This window comes from Spiroplasma endosymbiont of Lariophagus distinguendus (assembly GCF_023846195.1).
Taxonomy (GTDB): domain Bacteria; phylum Bacillota_I; class Bacilli_A; order Mycoplasmatales; family VBWQ01; genus Spiroplasma_E.
Window position 1 is genome coordinate 1 of sequence record NZ_JALMUW010000039.1, and the last position, 10,155, is coordinate 10,155.

At 25.4% G+C, this 10,155-nt stretch carries 11 protein-coding genes; 4 read left to right on the forward strand and 7 right to left on the reverse strand.

The features are described from left to right. Positions 1–53: 53 nt before the first annotated feature. The 4 genes from M0D11_RS04040 to M0D11_RS04055 are packed head-to-tail and all read right to left on the reverse strand — an operon-like array spanning position 54 to position 2,111. Positions 54–392 (reverse strand): hypothetical protein, encoded by a 339-nt coding sequence (locus M0D11_RS04040; RefSeq protein ID WP_252320326.1) that lies wholly within the window; start codon positions 390–392, stop codon positions 54–56. 9 nt (positions 393–401) lie between these two features. Further along, on the reverse strand, positions 402–968 hold the full coding sequence (locus M0D11_RS04045) for a hypothetical protein (protein ID WP_252320328.1): 567 nt from the start codon (positions 966–968) through the stop codon (positions 402–404). A 20-nt stretch (positions 969–988) separates the two neighbouring features. Further along, a complete protein-coding gene (locus tag M0D11_RS04050; RefSeq protein ID WP_252320330.1) occupies positions 989–1,723 on the reverse strand; it encodes a hypothetical protein in 735 nt (244 codons plus the stop codon). Beyond that, entirely contained in the window at positions 1,683–2,111 is a 429-nt protein-coding gene (locus M0D11_RS04055; protein WP_252320332.1) for a PTS fructose transporter subunit IIB, read from the reverse strand. Before M0D11_RS04055 ends, M0D11_RS04050 begins: the two co-directional genes overlap by 41 nt. 36 nt (positions 2,112–2,147) lie before the next feature. On the opposite strand from M0D11_RS04055, the gene M0D11_RS04060 reads away from it, so the two are divergent. Next, positions 2,148–2,597 carry a helix-turn-helix domain-containing protein gene (locus M0D11_RS04060; RefSeq protein WP_252320334.1) on the forward strand — a complete coding sequence of 150 codons (450 nt, stop codon included), beginning with the start codon at positions 2,148–2,150 and terminating at the stop codon, positions 2,595–2,597. Positions 2,598–3,395: 798 nt separating this feature from the next. Here M0D11_RS04060 and M0D11_RS04065 read toward each other — a convergent pair. Continuing rightward, complete coding sequence (locus tag M0D11_RS04065; RefSeq protein ID WP_252320336.1) at positions 3,396–3,752, reverse strand: PTS sugar transporter subunit IIA; 357 nt, start codon at positions 3,750–3,752, stop codon at positions 3,396–3,398. Positions 3,753–4,049: 297 nt separating this feature from the next. Here M0D11_RS04065 and M0D11_RS04070 point away from each other — a divergent pair, with 297 nt between their 5' ends. Continuing rightward, positions 4,050–5,315, forward strand: coding sequence for a rod shape-determining protein (locus tag M0D11_RS04070; protein ID WP_252320338.1), 1,266 nt, complete (start codon positions 4,050–4,052; stop codon positions 5,313–5,315). Between the two features lie 36 nt (positions 5,316–5,351). On the opposite strand, the gene M0D11_RS04075 is transcribed toward M0D11_RS04070, so the two are convergent. Next, positions 5,352–6,245: a BspA family leucine-rich repeat surface protein gene (locus tag M0D11_RS04075; protein WP_252320340.1), complete on the reverse strand. Its 894-nt coding sequence runs from the start codon at positions 6,243–6,245 to the stop codon at positions 5,352–5,354. A 103-nt stretch (positions 6,246–6,348) separates the two neighbouring features. Further along, positions 6,349–7,011: an FMN-dependent NADH-azoreductase gene (locus M0D11_RS04080; protein WP_252320342.1), complete on the reverse strand. Its 663-nt coding sequence runs from the start codon at positions 7,009–7,011 to the stop codon at positions 6,349–6,351. A 326-nt stretch (positions 7,012–7,337) separates the two neighbouring features. Between M0D11_RS04080 and M0D11_RS04085 the strand changes: the two genes are divergently transcribed. Continuing rightward, positions 7,338–7,916: a hypothetical protein gene (locus tag M0D11_RS04085; RefSeq protein ID WP_252320344.1), complete on the forward strand. Its 579-nt coding sequence runs from the start codon at positions 7,338–7,340 to the stop codon at positions 7,914–7,916. A gap of 338 nt (positions 7,917–8,254) precedes the next feature. Next, on the forward strand, positions 8,255–10,099 hold the full coding sequence (gene typA, locus M0D11_RS04090) for a translational GTPase TypA (RefSeq protein ID WP_252320346.1): 1,845 nt from the start codon (positions 8,255–8,257) through the stop codon (positions 10,097–10,099). Positions 10,100–10,155: the final 56 nt, after the last annotated feature.

A 10,155-nucleotide genomic window follows, 5' to 3' on the forward strand; every position in this document is an offset into this window, starting at 1 on the left:
AAATATTTTTAGGAAATTTTCACTCGATATTGACATTAAAATGCTTTTTTAGTTTAAATAATTAAATTATCAATAATACTCTTAATTTCTTCTGCTTCTTTAAATTCATTTTTTCGTTTGAAGGCTATACATAAATTAGATAATAAAATTTCTTGATTATTGGTTTTTTCAATTTCATTTTTTAAAACAAAATAAAGGTACCCACACTGTCAAAAAGTTGGCTTTCTAAGAACTAAATAATTAATATTATTAATCATAATAATATTTTTAGTTTGTTTTTTTAAACTAAAAGTTGTTAATCCTTTATGATAAATAGTTATTTTTTTATCATCAATAGTTATTGTACTTCGACTATATTGATTTTCAAATCATCAATTTTTTTTATTATTCATATATTAATATTATTTTCTTTTTTTATTTTTAGTTTTAATTCCAATTTTATTTAATAACGTTAAAATTGAAGATCTATATAATCCTTGCTTTTGCAATAAAAGTGAAGTATAAATAATAGATTGTACTACCGTACCAATAATAATAGCTACTGCATATCATAAAATACCAATATAACTACCATTAATATTAGTAACACCACCAAATAAAGCAATAATAAAAGAACCTCAAGCCCCAACATGACCAAGTACACCAAAACCAAATGCTAAAGCACCCGCAACAGCACTACCAATAACATTAGCAACTATTGTTCTTCATGTATCTCTTACTGCAAATGGAATAGCAGATTCAAAAATTCCCATAAACCCTAATAATCAGGCATTTCACCCTAATGATTGTTCTTGTTTTGTAAATAATTTACGACTAAATACTGTTGATGTCAATGCACAACCCAATGGCGCAATCGGAATCGCTGCTGCTACTGGTCCCATTAATCGACCACCATCTTGTACCATTAATGATGTTGCAACAAGAACAGCTGTTTTATTAATTGGACCACCCATATCAAATCCAACCATTGCTCCTAATAATAATCCAACTAAAACCCTATATTTGGATGTAACCCCATTCAACTTAAACCATAATCCAATGCACCCATTACATATCCAAATGGTGCTGCTAAAAAGAAAGCGGTTGGAATTGCAATAATTGCTGTACAAAAAACAGGAATAATAATAATTGGCATAATTGGTAATAATCATTTTGGTACTTTTCATGAATTTACAAATCGAACTAAATAACCAGCCATTAGTCCTCCATAAAGAGCACCAAATAATGTTCATGAAACATTAGCATTACCCTGAAAAGGTTGACTTGCATCAATTTTAGAACTAGCAGTAAGATTAAATACTCCTCATCCAAATCACATTCCCGTACCAGGTGATACTAATAAAAATGTAATAATCATTAATACATGCATTAGCGTTGTACCACCAATTAATCCAGAATTAACTCCTGGTGGATTTGTTTTTAATCAAGCAAGTTGTTCTTCTCATGAATTTTTAAATTCAAATCCATTACCAAAAGTACCTTTTGCGATACCACCAACAATAGCAAAAATTAAACCAGCAAAAACAACAAATGGTATCATATATGATACTCCACTTAATAAATGTTTTAAAATTGCTGGTTTACCTTTCGAAGCATTTAAAATGAAATCACCACTATTTCCATTAGGTTCACCGTATATTTTTGCTTTTGTTAAACTTTCTTTAATAGTTTGTTTAGCATCTTTAACTACTGGTTTTGTACCACAAGTATATGTTTTTACCAATAAAACGTTCTAAGTCAATTGCAACATCTGTTGCTAAAATAACGACATCCGCTTCTTTAATTTCTTGTTCTGTTAGTACATATTCTGGTCCTTTTTGACCTTGACATTCAATATGTACTTGATAGCCTAGTTCTTTTCCTGCGGTTTCTAATAATTCTTTACACATGTAAGTATGAACTACTCCAGTTGTACAAGAAGAAACTCCAATAATTTTTTTTGTTTCCTTGTTTTTCATTGTTTTTATTTCTTTTTTAGTACTATTTTTAACTGTTTCATCATTAATAAGCGATATTATTTCTTGTGAATTTTTTGCATTTTTTAATTTTTTACGAAAATCTTCATTTACAAGTTTAATTGCAAGTGTGAAAGGGTCACCCCTAAGTTGCAAAAAACAATGTTTTAACTTAGTAAGGAGACTCTTTTTATGACAAGATATAATAAGGAACTAAAATTAAAAATCATAGAACAATATTTTGCTGGTAAATCTGCTACAACATTAAGCAAAGAAAATAAAATCAGTAGAAAAATAATTTATATTTGAATTCAAAAATGATACTTGCAAGGTGAAAAAAGTTTAGTTTCAAAAAGAACTAAAATTAAAAAACAAGAGGTAAATACTGTGAGTAGAATTTTAAGCAAGAAATCATTAAAAAATTATGAAAAACGAGTTGAAAAAGAATTATTTTTACTACAAACTAAAATTGAAATTTTGGAAAAGTCTTATCTCTACCGCAGTCAAAATTGAAAAAACCACAAACAAAAACCTAAACCACACAAAAAAATAAACCATTTCACTTTAAACCTTATCTTTATGAATGTTATAAAATTATTTAAAATCTATATTGAAAAAGGATTTAAAAATCTTTTCTATTAAATTTCTACAAATTTCTAATGAAGGATATCGTAAGTGAAACATTCGCGGATATCAGAATGAAAACCAAAGTTTGATGATAGTTATGATCAAGCAATAATTTAATCTTTTATGATGATGATGATAAAGATTATAGTTGTCAACAAGAATATGGTCATAAACTGAATGGCAGCTATTTTAAAAATTGGTAGAAAAATCACTTTCAGCAATAGAAAAGATTAGGTTTAAACAATTCATAAACAAGGAACTTATGAAAAAAATCAAAATTAAAAAGCACAACATAAATTTATAGCACCTAATTTATTAAAACAAGCTGATGATACCATTAGCTTTAAAGTTAATAAACCATTAGAAAAAATTGCTTTAGATATTAGTGAATTTAAAATTAATAATCAAAAATTGTATTTGTGAGCATTTGTTGATTTTTATTCACGAAAAATTTTACATCATCACTGATCTAAAAATCAAGAAAAGTCACACCTTATAAAATCTTTAAAAGATATGACTAATAAATATAATTTATACAATACAATTATTCATACCGATCGTGGAATACAATTTAGAACTCATGATTATTGAGTGTGCGAAAAAAATAATATTCAATTAAGCATGACAGATTAATATGCATATCAAAATGCACTTGTGGAAACTGTATTTAAAACTTTAAAAAGTTGTTTATTTTAAAGGAGCTAAATTCCACATCCACTCTATTTTTAATATCTCTAAATCCATGCTATTTGAAAATATAACAATACAAGATTTCATACAAAAATAAAAAATACTCCAGAAAAAGTGTTTCAATTACTTTTTCACTAGAGTATAATTATTGCAACTTAGAGGTGACCCTTTCGCAATAATAAAAGTTGTTAATTGTCCATCTATTGCTTTTCAGTCAACACCATTATTATTACATAATATTAGAATTGCAGGTTTTTTAATTGATTTAATTCTAGCGTGTGGAATTGCAATTCCACCTTCAAAACCTGTTGATGATTCTTGTTCACGAGCAAGAAATGCTTTTAGTAATTCATCACGATTAGTAATATAACCTAATGAAAATGCCAAATCAGTAATTTTAGTTAGTGCTTCTATTTGATTTTTAATATTAGATTCAAAAATAATATGTGAGTTGTTTAATAAATCATTAGTTATTTTCAATTTTACCTTCCTTTCCAATGATTATTTTATCTCCTTTTTTTAATAAAAACCAGAGATTTTTTCAGATAATTAAAATATATTTTTAACTATTTATTCAATTAAATTTAATATTTATAAAATTAGATATATTACATACTTCAAAGTTTTTGCTGTTTTTTAAACAAAATATAATAAATAAAAATTATCAACATTAATCCCATATTTCCTTATAAATTAATATAAATAACTTATTTATAAAATAATGTAAAATTAATTTAGATAAAATTTAAGTATTTAAAGAAAGGGAAAATTAGAGAAATGTTTAAAACAAGAAAAGAAAATTTAAATCAGAAAAATAACAAACTTAAATCAATAACTGATTATCAATGATTAGCTTTAGATATCGGAACAGAAAACTTTAAAGCTAGACATATTAATATAGGTCTTAGATATGATGCTCCAACCTATTTAGCTGAAGACTATGAAAAAAATAGAATTCTTTACGGTGAAGAGGCTAAGGCTTTAACTGACAAAACAAATGAAAACGTTATTATTAAACGTCCAGTTCGTGATGGTAATATTGCTGATCCAGATGCTTTACAACGTATTCTTACTAAAATTTTTCAAGATTTCAGACTTGAAATTAAAAATTTAAAAGAAATTAATAACAATTCTATAAAAAAACATGAAAAATTAGATAAAAATCGTAATTTGATTGTGTTGATGGCAACACCAAGTGAAATTAATTCAGTACAAAAAGAAGCTTTAGAAAATATTGTATATCGTTTAGGAGCACTCCGTGGATTTGTACAAGAAGAAGTAAAAATGGCAGCGTTAGGGTCAGGGCAAGATATTTTTGGAAGTGCAATTATGTGCATTGATATTGGTGGTGGCAGTACTGATGTTGCTATTATTAGTAATAATTCAATATTATATTCATATACAACACATTGTGCTGGTGACTATTTAATACAAAAAGTTCAAGAATATATTATAAAAAAACATGCCTTAAAAGTTGGAATAAAAGAAGCTGAAGATGTTATTAAAAATATTGGCTCACTTATGAAATATCAAGATGAAAAACCATACACAATTTCGGGTTTTTCATTACCTAGATTAAATTCTCAACCAGGAGAAACAATGTCAATTTCTAAAACTATTGAAATTACACCAGAAGAAATTCGTGAAAATGTTATGCAAGCTCAATTCAAAGAACATATTATTCCAGCCATTCGTAGAGTACTAAGAACTGCTGGTGACAAGGCTGCCGGAAGTATTAGTGATTTAAAGAAAAAAGGTAAGGGAATCACAATTTGTGGTGGTGGAGCTTATATTAAAAAAGTTGATAAATTTATTGAAGAAGAATTAGCTAAAGAATATTATATTGAAGTTAAAACTGAAAAAGGTACAAAACCAATGCGTCAAAAATATGAAGGAGATCTTTTTGAAGTGCGTACTGCTCTAAATCCTTTAGATAATGTTATTGATGGTTGTGTAAAATATCGTGATACAATTTACAAACAATTAATAATTGAACAAAATCCTAATCGTGAAATTCTAATAAAGGACGAAGATTTAGGATAAAAAACTATAAAAATCTTAAATTAGTATTTTAAATTATTAAAAATTTTTTTTAAACTTTGGTAATTTTTTTGAGTTATGAAGTCCTGAATCAAAAGAAAAACTTTCGTATTTCATAACATTAGATACATTTCATTTTGATAAATCTTGATTAAATTTTAAAGCATGAGCAAACATTAAATTCATATTCGTAACATTTGAAGTATCTCAAGATGAAATATCTCCATTAAATAAAAAAGCGTATAAAAACATTCAACTCATATCTATTACGTTTGATGTATTTCACTTTGATAAATCTTGATTAAATGCATTTGCAACGGAAAACATTCAACTCATATTTGTTACTTTTGAAGTATCCCAAGTTGAAATATTACCGTTAAACTTTAAAGTACTGCAAAACATTCAACTCATATCTATTACGTTTGATGTATTTCACTTTGATAAATCTTGATTAAATACTCATGCATTACTAAACATATTGTTCATATTTGTTACATTAGATACATCTCATTTTGACAAATCTTGATTAAATTTTCTTGCACCAGCAAACATATAACTCATATTTGTTACATTAGATACATCTCATTTTGACAAATCTTGATTAAATGATGTTGTATGAATAAACATATAACTCAAAGAAGTTATTTCTGGTGGTAATTGTTCTGGGACTTCTTTAATTGTTATTGGCATATTAACAACTTGAATTTCTCCCTGATCATTTTTATAAAATCCAATTTGAGTAATTTTGGTAGTTTTTATATATGATAGATTATGCTTATTAGTTATTACTTTTTTGCCATTTTCATCAATGTAAATTATATCTTGTTGAGTTTTATTATTTAAAACATCATTTTTTTGGGAACTTGTGTTTAAGACAGTTACAGTTAAACTTCCTGCAGCTGATGCAAATGTTAAAACACTTAATGCTGTCAATATTTTTTCATCCTTCTATTTTATTATTTTGACTTTATTTAAGAAGCCAATTTTACTTTACTACTTTTTGAAGATAAATTCACAAAAATTATATTTTTTAAAGTTAAAACTTTTTTGCTGCTTCTTTAATATACTGTTCAAATTTATCCATCGTTTTTTCTGGCCCTAATGCTGGCAAACCTCCACCTTTTGCTAATATTTTAGAACCAATAAGTAAATTAGCATCATTTTGATGAAGTTCTTGAACCTTAGTACCACAAATAAGAATTGGTTCTACTACTTTAGCACCTACAAATTCTCATGTCCCTTTTAAATAAGTTGCATGATTACCTCATAAATATCAGCCATATGGTGCTCCTTGTGTCGCCAAAATTTGAACTTTTAAATGTGGTAATAATCCTCTAGCTTCACCTTGTTTGGTATATTTATAATCAAAAGTTTTACCAGCAACTAAGATGTGATCTAAATAATTTTTTGTCATGCTAGTAACATTAAAATTTGTCATTGGTGTTGTATATATAACTTTATTAACATTTTTTAGTTGATTAATATAATAATCAGAATCTTTTTCATTAAAATATGAAGTAAAGTTTTTTTGCGTAATAGTAATACTTGCCATTGGTATTTGATTTAAATCTAATTCAATTATTGAATCTTCTGGATGAAATTCACGATAATATTTAACAAAACGAGATACTAAACTTTCAGAATAAGATAGTTCTTTTTTAATCATAGAAGAACGAATTACTAATATTTTATTTGCCATTATTTTTGCCTCCGAAATATCTAAAATAACTTTGTAATTTGATTTTATCAGTTTTTATTTATTATTTTTTAAAAAATAATAAATAAAAATATAGTTTTATAAAAAAATGAAATATTTATTATAATTTTATCAATTTCTATAAAGTGTTATCATTAAAGTGTGTAAAACTTTTAAAAAAGTTTATAGAAAAATTTTAAATTAAATAGATATTAATTCTAAAAAATAAATATAAGTAGTTATTATAGAAATTTTAGTATTTGTACACAAATGATAATTATTAAGAAATTTGAGATTAGACTATCAAAAATATAGAAAGAGGCAAAAATATGAATGAAAGAAGACAAAAATTACTTGAATTGATGAATAGAAATTTAAAAATTAGTACTTTAATTAATTACAAATTTAAAATTTCTGAAATAACTAATGCAATTGCAAGTATCAATAATGATTTATATAAACAACAAAAATATTTTTTAGAATTAGAAAATATTAGAAAATACATAAATAAAATTCAAAGAAAATTTAATAAAAACAAAAAGATAAAAAAGAAATTAAATAAAATTTTAAACAAATATTTAGCACAAATAAAAAAATTTAGTTTTTTTATTAATAAATATAAAAAAGAACCTCAACAATTATTTGAAATATTAACTGAATTAAATTTATTTGTAGGTGAATTAATAAATCAAGAAAACATAACAGATGAAGAATTACAATATTTATTTACAATATCTCATCAATTTTCAGAACAATTAAAAAATGAAAAACCATTAGATTTATCACTATCAAGTAAAAAACAAAGACTGCAACAAGAACCATTAGATTTATCATTACCAAATAAAAATCAAATATGAGAATTAACAACAAAAATTAACACATCTTTAATTAATAAAACATTATACTAATACATTAGAAACACACACTAAAGACAGTTTATTTATCGAAATAAAAATATCAAAACCTAGTAGTAGTTTTATATATACAAATAATTTTAATGATATACAAACATATTTATTAACCGAACAAATACAACAAAATAATTTTTTAAATAATAATGAAAAAAGTAAATATAGAAATAAAACTCATGAAAATGAAAAAAAATCACAAATCATAAGATTTAAATAATTATTATATGTCAAAAAATCATTTTAAATAAATTATTTTTTTAATTATTTTACTAAATTTAAAAATATTGCGTATAATTTATATAATGTCAAAATTTAAGAATAACGGAGAATGAAAAATGTCTGAACAAGAAAAAGTTTCTGCTGAACAAAAAATTATTAATATTGCAGTGATAGCACACGTCGATGTTGGAAAGTCAACATTAGTTGATGCTTTATTAAAGCAATCAAATATTTTTCATCAAAACCAAGTTATTATTGAACAAATAATGGATAGTAATGATCAAGAACGTCAACGAGGAATTACTATTTATTCTAAAAATTGTTCAATCATGCATGGTAATACAAAAATTAATATTATTGATACACCTGGTCATGCTGACTTTTCCTCTGAAGTTGAAAGAATTATGAAAACAGTAGACTGTGTTATTTTACTAGTTGATAGTGTTGAAGGACCAATGCCACAAACTCGTTTTGTATTGCAAAAAGCATTAGAACATAACTTAAATCCAATTTTAATGATTAACAAAATTGATAAAAAGGACCAAAGAATTGAAGAAGTAAAAGATGAAGTATTAGAACTTTTTATGGAATTAAATGCTAATGATGAACAGTTAGACTTTCCAACACTTTATGGAATTACTAAACAAGGTATTGCCCAATATGAATTGAATCAACCAAGTGAAAATTTAGAACCATTATTTGAAACAATTATTAAACATGCTAAAATTTCTAAATTAGTAAAATATAATGAGCCTTTACAAATGCAAATTAGTTCATTAGATTATGATAGTTTTATTGGCAGAATTGGAATTGGTAGATTATTTCAAGGTACTATTTCTGAAGGACAAGAAATAATTGTTGTTGATGATTATGATTTAAAAAGAAAAGCTAAAGTAAAATATTTATTTGTTTATCAAGGATTAAAACGAGTAGCTGTTAAAAACGCTGTTGCTGGTGATATTGTTTGCATAGCGGGTATTGAAAATATAACAATTGGTAATACTATTTGTGATAAAGATAATGTTGTGCCAATGGAACCAATTACAATACAGGCTCCAACAATGTCAATGAATTTCCTTGTTAATAATTCACCATTTTCTGGAACTGAAGGTAAACTAGTAACTAGTAATAAAATTAAAGAACGTTTAACAAGAGAATTAGAAACTAATGTTGGTTTAAAAATAGAACAATTATCTGGAAGTAATGCTGATGGTTTTAAAGTTTTTGGTCGTGGTGAATTACATTTATCTGTTTTAATTGAAAATATGCGTCGCGAAGGCTTTGAATTAGGTATTTCTAAACCGGAAGTAGTATTTAAAAAAGATGAAAAAGGACACACCACTGAACCAGTCGAAGAAATTATTTTAAATCATCCTACTGAATATAGTAGTACTGTTATTAATAATTTAAATCTAAGAAAAGGTATTATGACTAATATGGATTCTGATAATGTTCGTGATAAAATTATTTTTCATATTCCAACAAGAGGATTAATTGGATTTGGTCGTCAATACGTTAATATTACTCGCGGAACTGGTGTTATGGTTCGTAGTTTCCTTACATATGAACCATTAAAAGGCGAAATTAATAATAATAGAAATGGCGTTCTAGTAAGTATGATTACAGGCACAACATTACCTTATGCTTTAAATTCTTTAGAAGAACGTGGTACTTTATTTGTTAAACCGCAAACTAAAGTGTATGAAGGAATGATTATTGGTTTAAGTAATCGTGATAAAGATTTAGATGTTAATCCTTGCAAAGCAAAACAATTAACAAATACTAGAAGTTCAGGTAATGATGAAGCTGTTAGATTAACACCACCAACTATTTTTAGTTTAGAAGAATCTTTAGAATTTATTGCTAGCGATGAATTAGTTGAAGTAACACCACAAAATATTCGTATGCGTAAAAAATTCTTGACTGAAAATGAACGTAAACAAAATAGAAATCGTAAGTAATACTTACGATTTTTTTAAAAATTAAAAGGATTATAATTTACACAGTTAACTGTAGA